Genomic DNA, 17325 nt, shown 5'->3' with positions numbered 1-17325 from the left:
GTTAAATTCCAGTTGCACCGACCGTGGCGAGGCCCAGGGAAAGAGCCAACACCGCTAATAGCCTCACCCACCACAGAGTGAACTGCCTGCGAAACAGGTTTATAACAAACAGCATACTTCCTACTATCCCAACTAAAACACCTACTCCAACGACTATCGCCCCTGGCTCGCCACCGAGAAAGTAGGCGCGCATTATTTCGGGAAACAAACTCCAGGCAAAAGGGATGAGCAAAGCAACTGCAATACTTGCTAAACCAGTAACTAATGCCGCGACTTCGAGCCTAAACATAGCACTCCAATATATATTTAATGCCGCTTCTCACGGGTGGCAAAAACGCGGAAATGTAGAAGCTATGGTATTCGATACTTGACCAACTGTTTTGGCGCAAAGACTTTGCGCTGAAACTAACGAAGCGCGACGATGAAAAAAGCGAACCAGGCTGAGAAGTGCGCCACCTGACGGTGCGATAGGTTGTATGTCTTTATGATTGCATTTTCTATAAGTCGGATTCATGGTCATAGCATATAACGTAGCTTTGGCATCTGGCGCATGGATTGTGTATGCGGCCACAAAGGGCTCGGTGTCTCAATTAAACATAACCTACGCCCCTTGAGCAAAGCACCGCTTATAGCCTTCCAGCTGTCAGACCGGCGGCACCATCGTCAATGGCTGAGGCAAGATCCCACTCGATCACATAAGGCATGGCTGCGATGAACCACGACACCGATCAAAAAAACCGGCGCTGGCTCAATAGTGTCACCCATCACCACTGGCTGACCCGCGAAGGGCTCGCATTGTTCGAATTCCATCGTCAGGCGCGTCTGGCCTCTGGCGGTTTCGCAGTACTCAATGGTGACGGGCGCATTCCCGACGGCGCCAGCGCCGACACCATGCTCACCGCACGCATGGCGCACAGCTGTGCCCTAGCGGCGCTACAAGGTCTACCAGGCGCTGCAGCAATGACCGAGCACGCCATTCGCGCTTTGTCTGGCAAGCTGCGCGACGAGCATCACGGAGGCTGGTTCGGGGCCGATCCCGCCACCAGCGACGACCGCACTAAGCAGTGCTATACCCATCACTTCGTCGCCCTCGGTGCCGCCACTGCGACCCACGCCGACATTCCCGGCGCGGCTGCTCTGCTCGAAGAGGCCATTGGGGTGATCGACACCCGCTTCTGGTCGATGGATGAGCAAGCTTTCGTCGAGAGTTTCAGCCAGGACTGGAGCGAACTGAGCGACTACCGCGGCGGTAACAGCAACATGCACGGCGTAGAGCTGTGCTTAGCACTAGCCGATGTGCGCGACGAACCGCTGTGGCTTGATCGGGCGCTAGCCATCGCTGAACGGCTGATTCACCACCACGCAGCTTCTCGGGATTACCGCATACTCGAACATTTTCATGGCGACTGGTCAGAATGGCCGGAGCACAACGCCGACCGCCCCGACGACGGGTTCTATCCCTATGGCGCCACGCCGGGTCACGGTTTCGAGTGGTCACGGCTGATGCTCCACCTGGAGGCAGCGCTTGAATCTCGCGGCCGCGCAGCTCCTTCTTGGCTATTCGCTGACGCTGCGGCGCTATTTGACGCCAGCCTGCGTGACGGCTGGGCCACCGACGGCACCCCAGGGCTAGTGTATACCGTGGATTGGGAGGGTCGCCCAAACTCCCTGCGGCGTCGCCACTGGACTCACGCCGAAGCACTGGCCGCCGCTGCCGCGTTTCTACAACGCACCGATCAGGCCCACTACGAGCGCTGGTATCGGCGGCTTTGGGATTTCATCGACACCACCTTTATTGATCGCGCGCGGGGCGGCTGGTATCAGGAGCTCGACGGTAAGCTGCAGATCGACACTGCCGAAGGTGACATCAAGCCCGATCTCTACCACGCTTACCAGGCCACACTGATACCGCGGCTACCCTTGGCACTCAACTTGGCGTTGGCTGTCGAGAGGCTGTAGTAGCTCAACCTTTACCCGAACTGATCGTATTATGACCACCTGAGGTTAGCTGCCAGGGTAGTGGTCACTGTGGCTAACCTAGCTATTTTTCGACTGTCGCTAATCGTACATACTCTGGAACTCTTTCCTTGAATAATTTAATGAGTTCAAGCTGCATTAACTCATAGTGATCCGGAGTAGATTCAAAGCTCCCCCTAGGCCCGGCTATACGGCCTGCCTGAAGCGCAGCGATGACTTTGACGTATCGAAGCGGAGGCATTCGAGTGACGCGCCTGGCTAGCTGCTCCTAAGCATGTACGCCCGATGCTTCCGCTCTTCTCGCATGATATAGAGGACGAGAACCCACCTCTCATCCATTTACCCAACAACCAGGAGGAGAACATGCAGACAATCAAACTAGGCGGAGAAAGCGTACCCCGTATAGGCCAGGGCACCTGGCATATGGGCGAGAATGCCGGACAACGGCAGGCTGAGGTCAGGGCGCTGCGTGAAGGTCTGGATCTGGGCATGATGCTGATCGATACCGCAGAGATGTATGCCGAGGGCGGTGCTGAAGAAGTCGTTGGCCAAGCAATCCGTGGCCGGCGCGATGAAGTGTATCTGGTCAGCAAGGTCTACCCGCACAACGCCAGCACCAAGGGTGTTCAGGCTGCCTGCGAGCGCAGCCTGCGCCGATTGGGCACCGACACTATCGATCTATACCTGCTGCACTGGCGCGGCCAGTACCCGCTGAGCGAAACAGTGGAAGCCTTCGAACGGCTGCGTGAGCAGGGCAAGATCCTGCGCTGGGGTGTGTCGAACTTCGACATTGACGACTTAGCAGAGCTCAGCGAGCCAGCTTGCGCCACCAATCAGGTGCTCTACAACCCCGAAGCACGCGGCATTGAATACGACCTGCTGCCCTGGCAAGCACAGCAAAATATGCCGCTCATGGCCTACTGCCCCATCGGGCAAGGCGGCGCGCTACTGCATGATGCCGCCCTGCAACGCATCGCCGGCAAACACAGCGCCACCACCGCGCAAGTCGCCCTCGCCTGGGCTCTGCGCCACCCTGGTGTGATTGCTATTCCTAAAGCCGTGAAACTGGATCACCTCAGACAGAACTTTGATGCAGATAACGTCAGACTCGACGAAGATGATCTGGCACAGATCGATGCCGCCTATCCTCGCCCAATGCGCAAGCAGTCTCTGAAGATGGTGTGAGTAAGAGTCATTAACGGCCCAGCACTGGAGTGATGTCATGTCACTGCCCGCCCCACAACCAAACGCCTGGATTCGCTTTCTCGCCCACCTGCTGTTTATTCTGGCGGCGTGGACGCTGTTCATTAAATACCTGTTTCCCATTGGGTACGGGCTGGCATACGGCGAGCCCTGGGCAAGGCATATCTATTGGGATCTATGGCCACTGGCGCACGTTTGGCTAGGTTGGGCGCTGCTCGAACGGCCTAGCTATACGCGTGCATTGGCGGTGGGCATGTCCGTCATTGAAATCCTCGTCATCTGTACCCTGTTCGTCCGTTTTCTCGCCGACCCTGAGTGGTCGATCTGGCGTACCAACTGGTTTGTGAATAAGGTATTTGTGCTGACATGCTTTGTGCTGGTGTTGGCTGCCACGGTGCCGATTCAAAAAAACCTGAAGGAGCGACCGCTATGAAGCATCACATCAAGCATCGCATCACGCGCAGACAAAGCCTTACGCTCATCGGCACCACGCTCACCGCCATGACGCTCCCAACCGTATCACTTCTTGCCAACACGGGCGGGATGCAACAGAAGACCTTTGCGGGCACGGACAAAACGCTGCCATTATCGGCATGGGCACTTGGCGAACATTCAACGTTGGCAGTGATCCGAAGCTGCTCGATGTGCGTACCGAAGTAGTTAAGGCATTCTTCGAGCATGACGGCGGACTGATCGACTCTTCGCCCATGTATGGCTCGGCGCCTCCAACCACCGCAACTGAAATGCAGTGCCCTCTTTATTAGTCACTAAACAGGCTGCCGCCACCGCCAAACCAAACGATGGGCATTAAACATCAGCAGGTTGCCACTCACAATCATTGCTAACCCTATAAGTGCATCCGCATGCCACTGGTAACCCTCGAACACCGTTGACAGCGCCAGCGCAACCAAAGGAAACAATACCGTCGCATAAGCCGCCTTACCGGCACCAATACGGCCGACCAGCATAAAGTAGGCACCAAAGCCTCCCACCGATCCTATTACCGCCAAATAAACCAGGGCACCTAGATATCTCGGTTCCGCTGGCAGGCTGAAACTGGCTCCCTGAGCCCAGGCAATCAGCCCCATCAACATCCCCCCATACAGCATAGCAAAGGCGTTGGTGGTGTTGATTTTCAAGCCGCATCGCTGGTGCCTGACCGACACCATGTTACCCAGCGAAAACCCGTAGGTACCCAGCAACGTCAAACCAATGGCGCCCAGCAGTTCCCACGTAGCCTCAACTGTGACCAGATCCTGCCAGAAAATCAGCGCCATGCCCGGCAGACCAAGGGCCAAAGCCAGGTAAAATACCCGCGGAACCGGTGTGCGAAAGAACAGGTAGCCATTGGCCGCATTAAACAGTATCGACATAGAAAACAGGATGGCAATTAGGCCGCTGGGCAGATAACCCGCAGCGGTATAGAAGCAGTAGAAATTCAAACCAAAGACACAGCCCCCCTGCAACAGGCAGAAAAGATGATCCCTGGTATGCAGAGCCTGGCGTCGGCGCAACAATGTAAGCCCGGCCAACAGCACCAGCGCGGCGATGAGAAAACGATAGAATACCGAGACCGGCACCGCCACCTCGCCCACTTGCCAAGCGATAGCCAGCCAGGTCGAGCCCCAGATAAGAACTGTTGAGATATACAGAAGACTATTCATGGCTTGCCATTCCCAGAGTGGTTAGTGTCAGCCATAGTATCGGCTCACCCCGGCTGGCTAGCTTGCCTGCGTTTGCGCCAGTTTGTCTATTCTTGCGGTTGAATGGTTTGCTGAATTGAGTTTCGTGCTGAGCCTGAGTACTGTTAACGCAGTTCCCAGGAGCCGCCCATGTTCACCGACACTTTGAGCCACTATCCCAGGATGAAACAGACGCAGGCGCGTCTAGTAAGTAGCACCCAGCTAAAAAATGGCATGGCGCTGGCCCGTTGGAGTAACCAAGAAGACCGTATTGAGAAAATTCACTCAAACCACCACACTCTGAGCGTTTATCTGAACGGCGCGGAGAACTCCCTACGCAGGCAGGGATCACAAACCATTGCCAGCGAGACCAGCAATAGCGTGTGTTTAATGCCCGCCAATCTGATCACAAGTTGGGACGTGCATGGGCCTATCTCACTACTGCATTTCTATTTCAGCGACACTCACCTGAGTCAGTTGATCGAACAGGTATGGGATAAAGATGGCCGAAGCGTGCAACTGGACGAAATCGACTTCGCCCAGGATGCCCTGCTCACTCAGCTGTTTTGCACCACCCTTGGCCAGAGCAACTGGCAAGACCCGCTGGATCAATTAGCGCTGGATTCCGCCACCCAAACGGCATTGATACACACCCTACGCCACTATAGCCAGCACCGACTGCCAACTCTGCGCCCAACCGGTGGACTACCTGCGTGGCAATTAAAACGAGTGGTGGAGTTCATTGAGCATCACCTGAACCAACCCCTTACGCTGGCATGCATGGCGGGTATCACTGGCTTAAGTGACTACCACTTCGCCCGCATGTTCAAACAAGCCACTGGTTACCCACCACATCGCTATGTGCTGCACCGTCGTCTTATCCGGGCGCAATACTTGTTGGCGGAAACATCGCTAAATATGACTGAGATCGCACTACGCTGCGGTTTTGGCTCCAGCAGTCATTTCAGCAACCGCTTTCGCGCAGAGACAGGTGTCAGTCCTACTGAGTATCGGACGCAACAACGTAGCTAGGATTCTTACGAAGACTGCCTGCTACCCGCCCCGCTTTAGGACTTTGTCGCCGTCGCGTTTTTCTTTCAGCGCTATGCAGCGCTCAACTGGGCCGGGGGCTATATTGGAGACGCTTTCATTGCCCAGGCCATGCTGCTGGTATTGATGGCGTTAACGGGATGGGGAATGGATAACGCGCCACGCGCAACAAACTCACCAGTTGCTATAGGTATAGCCATCAGCCTCTTCGGCCTGATCATAATGCCGCTGATGGCGCCGCTAAGCGGCGGCACCTGGCACCTGGCACCTGGCACCTGGCACCTGGCACCTGGCGGAAGTGTTCGGCATTCATGCCGCCCCCACAGCAGTTACCACGCTGGGCCTAGCCCTTATCATGTTCCAGGGTTTCGCCCTATGGAGTGGCGAAGAAGAAGCCAAGGAAAGGGCGGCCACCGGACGCGAACTGCTGCGACTTGTTATATCTTGTTAACTAACTGCAAAGTCTTCAAGCGCTTTTCCTGTCAAACGGTAGCCTATCCATTCATTTTGCGGTTTTGCGCCTATTGACTCATAGAACTGGATCGCAGGTTCATTCCAGTCAAGTACCTTCCACTCGAAACGGCCGCATTTTTTCGATATTGCAATGTTAGCAAGATACTTCAAAAGTGCTTTGCCAGCCCCGACGCCACGATATTTTTGAGTAACGTACAAATCTTCAAGATATAGCCCATGCTTACCGAGCCATGTTGAGAAATTGAAGAAATAGACCGCAAAGCCAATAGGTTCGTTATTGAAATAACAGATAACGGCCTTAGTCGTCGTATTATCGCCAAACAAAGCGTTTTCTATATCCGCGACTGTCGCTAACACTTCATGTTCTGCTTTTTCATAAGTCGCAAGTTCTATGACAAATTTATGGATTAAAGCCGAGTCTTCAATGGTAGCTTGCCGGATTTCCACTCCTGACATTACCTACCTCCGTATCTTGTAATAATGTTTGTGTTCCGCTTGCTGCGTCACCAATTCGCACGCAACCGCTCTCGCGCTACTCTACGCTGGCGTTATATAAGATCACCTCATCTCCAGCCCCATAGCCGCTAATCACGGCCGCGCGGGAGACTCCCAGCGTGGATTGATACAGCTTCTCTGCGAAGTTGCCTTCCGAGGTGGTCACCATCACCGCCCCCACATCGCAGCCCTGGCGACGCACGTGGGCCTTGAACGGCGCTAGCGACTCCACAATGAGCCGCTTACCCAGCCCCCTACCTGCTGCTTCCGGGTGAATGCCGATTTGCTCCAGCTCGATGATGCTTTTTTCCCGAAAGCCGTTCTTAACGCACCAAAGGATATAGCCACGCACCTGGCCTTCCACCTCCACCACGTAGTAAACGCCCCGTGGATAGGTGTTAAACGACGACTCAATCCACAGCACGTGATTTTTCTCACGGGGGAAACACGCTTGGTACACCTCGGCGATGGCGGCAATATCGTTTTTTTCTGCTGCTCTTACGGTCATTCTAAAGTCCTTTTTTCTTTGAGAGCCCGTTGCTATCGGCTCATACTCGCCCTTTCTGGGGCTTACATCATGACTTTTTCGAATCCAAAAAACTCTAGCTTGTGTGCCTTACTGCCTGCCTCCTCATCATCCGGCAAGAGGTAATAGCGGTTGTAAAAGGAGGCAATCTTAAAACCACACTTGTTGACATAAAAGTGGATGTTTCGCTTTTCGAAGTAAGGCGTATGGGTCATCCATACCCGCGTCTTGGGGTACGCCTGCTCGATGGCTTTCCACGCACGGTAGCCCACGCCACGTCCGTGGGTGCTGGGCAAGAGATAGAACAAGTCCAGCGAGTTGTGTTGGGTGGATTCGTCAATGACTACAATCGCGCCCCCCACTTTAACGCCATCTAAAAGGATGTGATGCACCATGGCATCTGGCGCATTAAGAGAGTTCTCAATATCTGAGTCAGAGGGAATCAAGCTCGGCTCCACCGCGCCAAAGGTCTCTTCTACCGCCACGCTAAACGAGGCTTTTAACTCTTGCTTGAACGCATCAAATGCCGATGCGTCTGCCAACGCCAGCGTGACTGCGGATGAATGTTCCATGGCTGCGCCTATTTGCTCAATGAGCGTCATCAACAAACCGTTTAGGCTAACCGCTGCCATGACGTTTTGCTATACCACGCCCCTGCAACCAACTACTTATCCGCTTTAACGCTGAATCTCGGTGACCACTTCTGCCTTAACGGAGTTGGCGATAACGCCAGCAAGTCGTCTTTTGCAGCACCAGCGTTATCAGTCTGCCATCATTTCTAGCGCTGCGCGCCCCGATGCTTCGCGCGACTTGCGATCAAAGAACCAATGACGATGAGCACGCTGGCACTCAATACGGCCACCGTGGCCTCGCCGTATCCCGCCAGGATCAGTAGCACCACCGAAATGAGTGGCGCGCTGTAGGCTAGGGTGCCAAGTAGCTGGATGTTCCCGTGTTTGACGCCATAGTCCCAGGTAAAAAATGCGATTCCAACCGGCCCGAGGCCCAGCCCAACCACGCCTACCCATTGCATCAAGCCATCCGGCCACACCGTCTTTTCCCACAGCATATGGCACCCTAAAGCCAGCAGCGCCGTCACGCCGCAGAACCAACCGACGGCATCGGTTGGCACTGAACGCACCAATCTGCTGAGCACGGAGTAAGAAGACCAAATCAATGCACACGCCAGCGCTACCAGATAACCGGGCAGGTTCTCCCAAGCAAATCCGCCTGCATTTCGGCTGATCAACAACCAACAACCCACCAGCGCCACCAAGGCGCCAACGATAGACTGAGCTTGCATCCTCTCATCCGGTAATAGGGCAGACAGCAGAACGATCAGTAGCGGCCAGAGGTAAGCCAACAGGCTGACTTCCACCGCCGGTGCTAGCGTCATCGCCTTGAAATATGCAAAGTGATAACCGAATAACCCGACGATACCGATACACCAGGCAAACGGCGACTGGCGTATATACCGAACGCCCGTATGACCAGCCAAGATCCAACGCCCACCCATCAACAGAAACGCAATGCCGAAAGTCATGGCCATCAGCTGGAACTCTGGAATATCTCCGCCGGATAGCTTGGTCAGCAAAGCCAACGTACCCCAAAGCAGAACGGAAATGGATCCGATCCAGGTAGCGGCATTCACGGTTGCCATGTCACTCTCCCCCGAGATTCTCATGCGTTAGCGGTTGCGGGAGAGCGTATCCATGGCATCAATGAGGATCTTTTGAATCCTGGCGGAATTATGTCGAGAGACGGCGGAAGTGGCTAGGCGGTTTGCCAAAGTGACGTCTGAAGCGGTCGCTGAAGGCCGATAACGACGAGTAGCCTACCGCATCAGCCACCCGCTGAACGCTGAGGCCTGACTGTTCCAGAAGCCGAAACGCCTCTTTCATTCGCACTTCTGTGAGGTATTGATGAGGCGTCATGCCCACCTGATGGCGAAAAAGATCGTTCAACTGCCGAATACTCAAATGGGCCACGTTAGCAGCCTCAGCCATGGAAATAGGTTGGTGGAAGTGATCATCCAGAAACTGTTTTGCCGCGTGAACCCTGCGATCCAGTTTCAATTGACTTCCATGGCGCTCCTGCAGCAGTTGTAACAGCAATAGCATCATGTGATGCTGGGTAGCATCCGCTCCAGCCCCGCTCATGACCTGAGCATGTAGGAACTGGACGTAATGGCGCAAAGCCGAATCAAGCTCCACGAAACAAGGCAGCTTATCTAGCGCAGGAGCCAGCCCCTCAGGCAAATCGGCCACCAAAAACCGATTATCTTCTGTTGCAGCAAACCCATGGCCGCTTCCTGAAGGGATGATGGCCGCACGGTGCTGTGCCACCTCCCCCGCCATGGAATCTACTGACAGAAACAGCGTGCCGACCAGGGGCAATACCAGTTGATGATGGTCGTGGGAGTGACTTTTCACTTCATCATCATAGGTACGTATGTGCAGGCCAATATCTGGATATTTCATGACCTTACTCAGTAGTCGTGGGCATATTCACTTCCTTGACCTGATTCCCCCAGCCTTAGGCTGTGCGTTTTTAGGCAACGCTCGCTTGGTGGATGGAGGTGGCATCCAGCGAGAGGATTCTCTTGGCTCGGCGCATATCGATAGTGATGATGCTGTAGTTCAGCAGTCTTGGTAAAGCGTGGGGAAGAAAACCGTCAACAACAATGACAATTTAAAGGCTATTTACATGCTGTAAAACGAACTTCACGCGCTCATCAATAGTGCCACGCGGCATTTCCAGCGTTTTGTAACCCCATTGCGAATACCAGCTTTTCATCCCCTCGAATACCTTGAGGGACTCCTCGAACGTTTGATCACGCTCTGAATCTGTACCGTAAATGTCTTCCCATGGCGGCAGAAGAAAAACAACGGGATTATAGGGGAACAGTTGAACATAGTTGGCGATGTCCGCCCGTGACAACGCGCTCTCCGCATCAAGCATGTACAGCGCATCCAGCACCCCACGATCAAAGAACGTGGCCTGCTCGCCAACAGCGACACTTCGGTACTTTTCAATATCGGATTTCAGAATATCCTGAGCGAAAGCGACCGGGTCTGGCCGAGGTGATAGCTCCGCCGCCAACCGCTCTTTGATGATGCTACGGGCAGACTCAGGTACAACGCGATAGCCCCGCTCCGCTAGGGCATCAAGGAGAGCAGTTTTGCCACCACCGGGGCCACCGGTGAGTACGAATAGATGGTTCATATTATTAACGCCCTACAGCAGACAAGGAAAAACGCTATTGAGTGAGATGCTGTCTCCCCCAACACAATAAAAGCCCAGGCTCCCCCATGATCTCATCTAGCTGCTCGCCCACTCGCACAAAACACCATGTTTCATAGGTGTACTCTGTTGGCGTAGATGTTAGATATTTATATCAACGCAGTGCTCCTTTTTAAAGACTTTTCTAGCCCAATTAACTAAAAAAAGCGTTAGCAAAAATACTAACGCTTAAAGCAACCTTACGATGCAGCAAGGTTCAGATCACTATACGCACAACTAGCCATAGACATATAATCAATTACAACTTTTTATTCAGGCCGAAGCCGCAGGTTAAAACCGATAGATAACACTCCCTTGTAGACGATCGACACTTCCACTACGGCCATCCACAGTATGCCGTACAGCATGAGCCAACTCAATTCCGTAGGTTACGTTATGACCAGGACTCCATTGGTAATTAATGTGCACAAGTTCACGCTCTTCGTCATAAGCGCTTATGAACTCACTTGAACTACCAGTATTAACAAGAGAAACGCCATCGCGCTCGGCATTATCCCAATCTGCATTAACAAGTGAGTATGAAACGTTGAAAGCACCAGGGCCTATATCGTGGCTAATGCCAATCGTTCCCCCCCATGCAAAGATGGTCTCTAGCTCGTTGCCTGCTCGATAAGCTGAGGGTGCCGGGTTTACTTTCATGTAAGCCCCAATCCCCTCACCGCCGGTTATTTGACCACGCAACGTCGTATTTGGCGTAAGAGCGTAATTAGCCGCGACAAAAGCTCCCCACCCGATCTTTGAGTCCTTTGCTGCACCATCGTCAAAGGCCACTTCTCGAATCATGGCAGCTGATGCCCAGCGTAATGCACCAGCCAATGATTCGTACCGAAGCGTAATGTCTGGCAAACCATCTTTACGATCAACATCAGTACCAGCAATGGATCTACCACCGGTTACTGCATCGTAGCCTCCGTCAAAAGAGTTGCCAGACATGGCACCGCTCGGATCCTCAATAGCAACATGAAAACTACCTACTGAATACCGCAGTTGTGCTTGTCGAAGGAATGCATCGCGACCTGCGGGGCCAGTAAAATCAAGCGTAGGAGTAGTGCTTATAAAGGTGTGAAAATTGCTCCACGTTTGTCCTGCCGTAATACCGTTCCATGAGCCATAGGCCTGACGCAGCCGGAGATTACCGAAGAAAAAATCGCCCTCGATATTGGTAAACAAGTCACCTTTCTCTGTCGGCGTTGTAGTCCGGATACCCAGGCGTGACTCATTAGCATGCAGATTCGAATGCCCACTTGTATTTGGTTGGCCATCCACAGCAATTTTAGAGAAGTTCACACTATCGCCCATGCCACTACTATTTCCGGTCTTAACGTCACCAATGTCATACATCACATCAAGCTTAGCGTAACCGTATAAAGAAACGTTGGTTCCATTCACATCATAATCAATTGCAAATACAGAAGGAGTAACGAATAGAAAAGAATAGCCTAAGAAAGGAAACACTCTGCACCACAACAAAAACTTATTCATATCTTTATCTCTATATTTGTAATACTTTTATTTTCAACTTAACCCAGGAGCCTAAAGACAAGCTGAGAAGACATTGCGAAAATGGTCACCAACCCCACTAGAGCAAGCGTGGTTTGTAGAGGGCCATTTTTTAGATCCCCCATCACATCTTCACGTCTTGTCAAAAGAAAGAGAATAATTCCCAAAAAAGGTGCTACTAGGACGGTTAGGGCTTGAGCGATGATAATTAGCTCAATGGGAGAACCTTTCGCCACCACAGCAACCGTCGCTCCCCAAGCCAACACCCCATATACAAGCAGCTTGACTCTCCATCCGGATAAACTGCTGTTCCAGCCCAACGCATCCGCTAATAGCGTTCCTCCCGCAGAAGCATTTGCCGCCATTGATGAAAAGGCTGCTGCGAAGAACCCAAGGCTGAACAGTACCGCACCCACCTTTCCAGCCAGTGGCTCCAATACGCTTGCCAGCTGTGGAAAAGTCGTAGCTACAGTACCAGTGGAGTGAAGTACCGCTGAGGCTACAATGATGATGAGCATCGCCATAAATGCGGTTGCTACATTCCCCGGGAGAGTATCCATTAACGTAATAGCTCGGTACTGCTGCCTATTCAGCTTTCTTTCATGGATGGCATAGCCAGTATAAAAAGCTGAGTTAATGGAGAAATTTGTACCGATCAAAGCAATTAAAAGAACGCTGGCCTCAGCAGGAAATTTGGGAATAAGACCTTGCGCAGCAGCTGCCCAATCTGGGTCACTCAGTATGGTTGATGCTAAAAAACCTACAGACATAAGCCCAATCAAAGCGACCAACAAGCGCTCCATCGCCTTATAAGTATTCCGCATGGCTATTAATAAGCCTACCGCTACAGTGCTAGCGAGCGTCCAGCCTACTACCGAACCTCCTAAAAGCAGGCTTAGCGCTAAACCAGAGCCAACGGCATTGCCTACAGCAAACATCAAAGTGATAGAGAAAACACCGAAGCCAGCCATGACACCGATTGGGCGACCAAGTTTTTGCTTGGTGACTTGAACCACCGAGTCACCAGATGCAAGGCCCAATCGCACGGCCATATCATTAAACACAAACATTAGCACTGCAGACACAAGAATTACCCAAAGCAGCATGTAGCCATATTGGCTGCCTGCCTGGACAGCGGATGTCAGCGCACCGGGTCCGAAACGCCAAGCGCCAGCGACAAAAGCAGGCCCCATTAGCGCAAGCATTTGCGGCAACGTCAGAGAAAACCGATTTCGAGCGTTGTTTGTCGCAGGGGAAAGTGGCCCTGAATCATGTTTGGTATTCATACTCATCCTACGCTCCTATTAAATTTGTTATTTAGGATGCATAAGGTGATGCCTCATTGGCATCACCGTTCGGGGACGCCCAGCGCCTAAGGAGTAGTCAATCTCGGTTAGGCTAACCCGGCTTGTTTCATAGCAGCAGCAATTTCACGATCTGCGCCTTCGGCAAGCGGACGGAGCGGAGAGCGCACAGTAGCGTGATCAAGAATCCCCCGGGCTACTAGGGCCCACTTCAGAGCCACAGTTCCTTCCATATGCGAACCACGGTGATAGACATTCTTGGTAACGGGCAGGAGGCGATCATGCAATTCGCGCGCCTTGGCATAATCCTTGGCTTTTCCAGCTTTGATCAGTTCGATCAAAGGCTCCGGTGCAATACAGCCATAGCCAACTAGCGCACCATCGACATCAAACATGGTGTGAAGCAGGTACTCATCATGACAAGTCAGAATTTGTAGATCCGGATGCTCAGCGCGAATGACAGGAATTTCAGTATCCCAGCGCTTCATATTGCGAACACCATTTTTCATCGCAAACACACCAGGTTGGGCCGCAATATCAAGCTGCGTCTGGAGGTTGTAAGTGGCTTTCGTGTTGTCCGGATACTGGAAAAGAATCAGCGGTAACCCACTTTCCTCATGAATGCGGCGATAGCGCTCTTGAGGCGCTCCCTCCTGATAACCAAACCTGAGCCAGCCATGAGATGGGTAGACTAGACCAGCAGATGCGCCCGCCTCGACAGCACGTTTTGCTTCTTCGGCTGCAACATGGTCACCTTCGCGAGTGATGCCCGCGATAATAGGTATCTCACCTTTTACCGATTCAACAAATGCCTCAATAACGCGCCTCTGCTCGTCAGAGGTCATGAATGTACCCTCACCAGCGTGGCCAAGAACAACGAGACCTTTCACGCCGTCGATGCCGCCCAACCAAGAGCCAAGCTTCTTGATTGCAGCAAAATCAACCTCGCCATCGCGAGTGAAAGGAGTAACCGGCGCGGGGGTCAAACCTCGGAGATCGAGAGACATGATGATTCCTCTTATATGGTTGTGTTATCGTTCCTGGGAACGATTGCAATCCTTTCACCAAATACACCACATCGAAAATTAGACGTTAGTCTACGACTCACAAATGATGTGTGGCTACGGAAAGCAAACTAATAGTAAATCAGTGGGGTTAGCGTCATATCGCTTATAAGATCGCTGTAAAACCGATAGAATGGTTCGCCTAAATGCCTGTTTATGCGAGCCAACACAGAGGTTCAGTAATCCACCTCACGTCATGGAATAATATATTCATGCACGGTAAGCCTATAACTATGCAAGACGTTGCCAAAGCCGCGGGCGTCAGCACGTCTACAGTCTCTCGCGTTCTTGATGAGCGCCTTCCGCCTTCCAATAGCCCAGCCGCTCAACGGGTTAAAAAAACGGCGGAAGAACTCGGCTATAAGCGTGACATTCTTGCCTCCAGCTTGAGGCGAGGTGGTACAGGCACTATCGGTGTACTGGTGCCCCGACTGAGCGATACAGTCATGGCTCTTATCTACGAAGCGATCTCTAAAGTTGCTCAAGAACGTCACTATTTCGCTATCGTAGCAACCAGTGGTGACGATCCTGAAAGCGAGCGTCAAGCGGTTGAATTGCTTCTCAATCGACGTGTGGATGGCCTAATTTTGGCTACCAGCCGACTTGATGACCAATTACCATCTCAACTGCGTGACCGGGGAGTTCCGCACTCATTGGTGCTTCGTACCGATGGTAAAAGTCCTTCTGCCTTGGGTGACGATATTCAAGGTGGATACCTTGCTACTCGGCACCTCATCGACCTGGGGCACCGTGACATTGGCCTTGTTGCAGGCCCTAGCTTTACCTCTAGCGCTCGCGACCGACAAAAAGGCTTTCGCAAAGCAATGAGCGAATCAGGGATTGCTGTGCGTGAGCCATGGATTATCGAGTCAGGCTATGGAATCGAAGCTGGCGAGGAAGCAGGGCTGGCTCTGCTCTCACAGAATGAGAAACCAACAGCCATTTTTGCAGTCAACGATAACCTCGCTATTGGCGTGATGGCTGCTGCACATAGGCTTGGCATTGAGGTGGGCAAAACGCTTTCATTAGTCGGATATAACGATATCCCTCTTGCCAGTCGCCTACCTGTGCCGCTCACGTCTGTATACATACCTTTTGACTATATTGCACAACAGGCTGTCGACTTACTGCTAAGCGATAAACACTCTGGCTCGCCGATCAATAGAGTGGCTATGCCTAGTTTGATCCCAAGATCATCATCAGTCCGACATATATAAAAAATCATGAGTACGCAGTATTAAGCTATTACTCTGAGAGCCCTCCTAATGCTAATCTAAATTATGGCAGAGGGCTATTCACTAGATACTCATTAGCAAATAGTATACGCCCTACATTTATAAAAATATTTACTTTTTCATTAACTGCTTATCATCAGAGAAGAACTTGATAGAATCCAGCGCTACTCAGCATCCTAACCTTACACTTAAGTAAGTTATTTTACGCACCTAGTTTAATCAAACGAGCTTTCCTACCATAACGTGTATTGCCCTGCATTCCATCACTGGCCTAGACGCCGTGAACATAGACACCAGCCTCGTATTCATTGATGTGAACATCATCACCGCCAGCCTCGCCATTGGCTTAGCCATCACAGTGATGGTCTCCATAGAAGCGCTACTAGACCACAAACTCGGTAAATATGTTGGGCCATTGGGCAAAACTCATTGGCGGCGTAGTGTTGATTGGGATGGCACTCAGTTTTAGTAATGCTGCCGTTTCTTGAGCTGTAGCCAAAGTTGCAATAGGCATTGCAACGACAGTTTTGCTTGGCGTGAGTCAGCCCCCACTGTTTCAGAGTATTTATAGATTCCCTTGGTCAGAAAGTTTTTCCCTCCTATGGATGGAGACTGGCAGGTAACCATCCGTTCGAACTGGCATTTGGTTTTGCGCCAGACCACAGGGCTATTGGCACTGTAGCGGCAAATTCCCAGGGTAGCTGTCGTGGCTCGGATCGCTGACGCAAAGGAACGGAGAACGACAATCCTGGTGAGCTTTCGGCCAGCAGCCGCCGTCAAAATGGCGCTCACCGAAACGACACAAAGCTGTTCAAAGTCGTTCGATCAACATATCGATAAAGGCGCGTACAGCGGGGTTGGTGCTACGACTCTGTGGCCATAGCGCAATGATATTATGCCGCTCTACATCGAAGTCGGGCAGGATTGGTACCAGTTCCTCTCGCCTAACCCGCTGGGCAGCCATGAAACTTGCAACCATCCCGATACCTGCACCCGTGGCCATAGCAGCTATGACGGCTTCGCTTGAATCAACGATAACAGGGGAAGATGGCACTATTTCGATCTCCTTCTCGCCGATCCGGAACGGCCAGCGAAACATTTGCCCCGTACTTTGGTAGCGCAAATTGATCGTTTCGTGCCCCACCAGTTCATCTGGATGCTCGGGAGCACCATACCTAGCCAGGTAGTCTGGCGAAGCGTAGCAAGAGAGCCTGTAAGGTGAGAGCCGCCTGGACAAAAGTGACGAATCCGCAAGTTCACCGATCCGCACTGCAAGATCAATGCTCTCTTCAACCATACCGACGATATGGTCGCTCAGCCGCAGGTCGATCGTTACCTTCGGGTAGCGCGTTCGAAAATCCGTAATAGCAGGAGCAATCAGATGCAGACCCAATGGGAGTGATGCCGCAATTCGTAACGTGCCTGCGGGCTCGGAACGAGCAGACTTCACTACCTGCTCTATCTCTTCTGCCTGGCGCAACAGCTCTAGCACACGTCCATGCAAGTCGCGGC

Annotated in this window: 20 protein-coding genes; 8 read left to right on the top strand and 12 right to left on the bottom strand. The window is 52.4% G+C overall.

Annotated features, from left to right (window positions below):
* Position 1: 1 nt before the first annotated feature.
* The gene (locus HALTITAN_RS11595) at positions 2 to 289 is read right to left on the bottom strand and encodes a hypothetical protein (RefSeq protein ID WP_027959842.1); all 288 of its coding nucleotides are present in this window, start codon (positions 287 to 289) and stop codon (positions 2 to 4) included.
* Between the two features lie 422 nt (positions 290 to 711).
* Between HALTITAN_RS11595 and HALTITAN_RS11590 the strand changes: the two genes are divergently transcribed.
* The 4 genes from HALTITAN_RS11590 (at position 712) to HALTITAN_RS25560 (ending at position 3840) form a co-directional block, all read left to right on the top strand.
* Entirely contained in the window at positions 712 to 1959 is a 1248-nt protein-coding gene (locus HALTITAN_RS11590; RefSeq protein WP_039859279.1) for an AGE family epimerase/isomerase, read from the top strand.
* Positions 1960 to 2340: 381 nt separating this feature from the next.
* On the top strand, positions 2341 to 3162 hold the full coding sequence (locus HALTITAN_RS11585) for an aldo/keto reductase (protein ID WP_039859278.1): 822 nt from the start codon (positions 2341 to 2343) through the stop codon (positions 3160 to 3162).
* Between the two features lie 37 nt (positions 3163 to 3199).
* Positions 3200 to 3613, top strand: a complete 414-nt coding sequence (locus HALTITAN_RS11580) for a hypothetical protein (RefSeq protein WP_039859277.1) — start codon at positions 3200 to 3202, stop codon at positions 3611 to 3613.
* Positions 3610 to 3840, top strand: a complete 231-nt coding sequence (locus HALTITAN_RS25560) for a hypothetical protein (RefSeq protein ID WP_039859276.1) — start codon at positions 3610 to 3612, stop codon at positions 3838 to 3840. Before HALTITAN_RS11580 ends, HALTITAN_RS25560 begins: the two co-directional genes overlap by 4 nt.
* A 107-nt stretch (positions 3841 to 3947) precedes the next feature.
* Here the strand turns inward: HALTITAN_RS25560 and HALTITAN_RS11570 are convergent, their stop codons facing one another.
* The gene (locus HALTITAN_RS11570; protein WP_009287227.1) at positions 3948 to 4844 is read right to left on the bottom strand and encodes a DMT family transporter; all 897 of its coding nucleotides are present in this window, start codon (positions 4842 to 4844) and stop codon (positions 3948 to 3950) included.
* Positions 4845 to 5012: 168 nt separating this feature from the next.
* Here HALTITAN_RS11570 and HALTITAN_RS11565 point away from each other — a divergent pair, with 168 nt between their 5' ends.
* Complete coding sequence (locus HALTITAN_RS11565) at positions 5013 to 5894, top strand: helix-turn-helix domain-containing protein (protein ID WP_009287226.1); 882 nt, start codon at positions 5013 to 5015, stop codon at positions 5892 to 5894.
* Positions 5895 to 6359: 465 nt separating this feature from the next.
* Here the strand turns inward: HALTITAN_RS11565 and HALTITAN_RS11560 are convergent, their stop codons facing one another.
* The 5 genes from HALTITAN_RS11560 to HALTITAN_RS11540 all read right to left on the bottom strand — a co-directional run bounded on the left by HALTITAN_RS11560 (position 6360) and on the right by HALTITAN_RS11540 (position 9887).
* Positions 6360 to 6842 carry a GNAT family N-acetyltransferase gene (locus HALTITAN_RS11560; protein WP_039859275.1) on the bottom strand — a complete coding sequence of 161 codons (483 nt, stop codon included), beginning with the start codon at positions 6840 to 6842 and terminating at the stop codon, positions 6360 to 6362.
* Between the two features lie 76 nt (positions 6843 to 6918).
* A complete protein-coding gene (locus tag HALTITAN_RS11555; protein WP_039859274.1) occupies positions 6919 to 7389 on the bottom strand; it encodes a GNAT family N-acetyltransferase in 471 nt (156 codons plus the stop codon).
* Positions 7390 to 7451: 62 nt separating this feature from the next.
* Entirely contained in the window at positions 7452 to 7979 is a 528-nt protein-coding gene (locus HALTITAN_RS11550; RefSeq protein WP_039859332.1) for a GNAT family N-acetyltransferase, read from the bottom strand.
* Between the two features lie 206 nt (positions 7980 to 8185).
* A complete protein-coding gene (yddG, locus tag HALTITAN_RS11545) occupies positions 8186 to 9067 on the bottom strand; it encodes an aromatic amino acid exporter YddG (RefSeq protein ID WP_039859273.1) in 882 nt (293 codons plus the stop codon).
* Positions 9068 to 9155: 88 nt separating this feature from the next.
* Complete coding sequence (locus HALTITAN_RS11540) at positions 9156 to 9887, bottom strand: AraC family transcriptional regulator (protein ID WP_009287223.1); 732 nt, start codon at positions 9885 to 9887, stop codon at positions 9156 to 9158.
* Here HALTITAN_RS11540 and HALTITAN_RS25555 point away from each other — a divergent pair.
* The gene (locus HALTITAN_RS25555) at positions 9886 to 10062 is read left to right on the top strand and encodes a hypothetical protein (protein ID WP_155705713.1); all 177 of its coding nucleotides are present in this window, start codon (positions 9886 to 9888) and stop codon (positions 10060 to 10062) included. The genes HALTITAN_RS11540 and HALTITAN_RS25555 overlap by 2 nt on opposite strands.
* Before the next feature lie 36 nt (positions 10063 to 10098).
* Here HALTITAN_RS25555 and HALTITAN_RS11535 read toward each other — a convergent pair whose 3' ends face one another.
* The 4 genes from HALTITAN_RS11535 to HALTITAN_RS11520 all read right to left on the bottom strand — a co-directional run bounded on the left by HALTITAN_RS11535 (position 10099) and on the right by HALTITAN_RS11520 (position 14521).
* On the bottom strand, positions 10099 to 10632 hold the full coding sequence (locus HALTITAN_RS11535) for an AAA family ATPase (RefSeq protein WP_009287222.1): 534 nt from the start codon (positions 10630 to 10632) through the stop codon (positions 10099 to 10101).
* Positions 10633 to 10980: 348 nt separating this feature from the next.
* Positions 10981 to 12192: a DcaP family trimeric outer membrane transporter gene (locus HALTITAN_RS11530; RefSeq protein WP_009287221.1), complete on the bottom strand. Its 1212-nt coding sequence runs from the start codon at positions 12190 to 12192 to the stop codon at positions 10981 to 10983.
* 38 nt (positions 12193 to 12230) lie between these two features.
* Entirely contained in the window at positions 12231 to 13502 is a 1272-nt protein-coding gene (locus HALTITAN_RS11525) for an Nramp family divalent metal transporter (protein WP_009287220.1), read from the bottom strand.
* Between the two features lie 101 nt (positions 13503 to 13603).
* Entirely contained in the window at positions 13604 to 14521 is a 918-nt protein-coding gene (locus HALTITAN_RS11520; RefSeq protein ID WP_009287219.1) for a dihydrodipicolinate synthase family protein, read from the bottom strand.
* Between the two features lie 269 nt (positions 14522 to 14790).
* Here HALTITAN_RS11520 and HALTITAN_RS11515 point away from each other — a divergent pair, with 269 nt between their 5' ends.
* Complete coding sequence (locus tag HALTITAN_RS11515; protein WP_039859272.1) at positions 14791 to 15795, top strand: LacI family DNA-binding transcriptional regulator; 1005 nt, start codon at positions 14791 to 14793, stop codon at positions 15793 to 15795.
* A gap of 298 nt (positions 15796 to 16093) precedes the next feature.
* Positions 16094 to 16282, top strand: a complete 189-nt coding sequence (locus tag HALTITAN_RS25355; protein ID WP_236614953.1) for an MntP/YtaF family protein — start codon at positions 16094 to 16096, stop codon at positions 16280 to 16282.
* A gap of 342 nt (positions 16283 to 16624) precedes the next feature.
* On the opposite strand, the gene HALTITAN_RS11510 is transcribed toward HALTITAN_RS25355, so the two are convergent.
* Entirely contained in the window at positions 16625 to 17317 is a 693-nt protein-coding gene (locus HALTITAN_RS11510) for a substrate binding domain-containing protein (protein ID WP_236614956.1), read from the bottom strand.
* Positions 17318 to 17325: the final 8 nt, after the last annotated feature.

It is taken from the genome of Vreelandella titanicae BH1, assembly GCF_000336575.1.
GTDB lineage: Bacteria > Pseudomonadota > Gammaproteobacteria > Pseudomonadales > Halomonadaceae > Vreelandella > Vreelandella titanicae.
This window is presented reverse-complemented; position numbering and strand designations above follow the sequence as displayed.